1 pseudogene is annotated in these 275 nt (G+C 68.4%); it reads left to right on the top strand.

Annotated elements, in window-relative coordinates:
• Window positions 1-275: pseudogene (locus tag R0J92_RS22870) on the top strand (efflux RND transporter periplasmic adaptor subunit); the annotation flags it as partial.

The raw sequence follows: 275 nt of genomic DNA, 5'->3' as shown, positions 1-275 counted from the left end.
CCCTGCTCGTCCCCAATGCCGCTTTGCGCTATTCTCCGCCTGCTGCCGCATCGGGCCGCAGCAGCGGCAGCGTTCTGACGCGTCTGTTCCGCGCCCCGAGGATGGGCGGCAATCGCCAAACCGGAGGCGACGGCGCCAACCGCGGCGTCTGGGTCCTGCGCAACGGCACCCCTGAACGCGTTGCTCTCCAGACAGGTCCCTCCGACGGTCAGTCGACGGTTGTTCAGGAGGGAGAACTCCAGGAAGGCGACCTGGTCATCAGCGACGCCACGGCC

Source organism: Tritonibacter sp. SIMBA_163 (assembly GCF_046535935.1).
Classification (GTDB): Bacteria; Pseudomonadota; Alphaproteobacteria; order Rhodobacterales; family Rhodobacteraceae; genus Epibacterium; species Epibacterium scottomollicae.
Note: the sequence above shows the minus strand (reverse complement) of the source record. Positions and strands in the feature narration are given on the sequence as shown.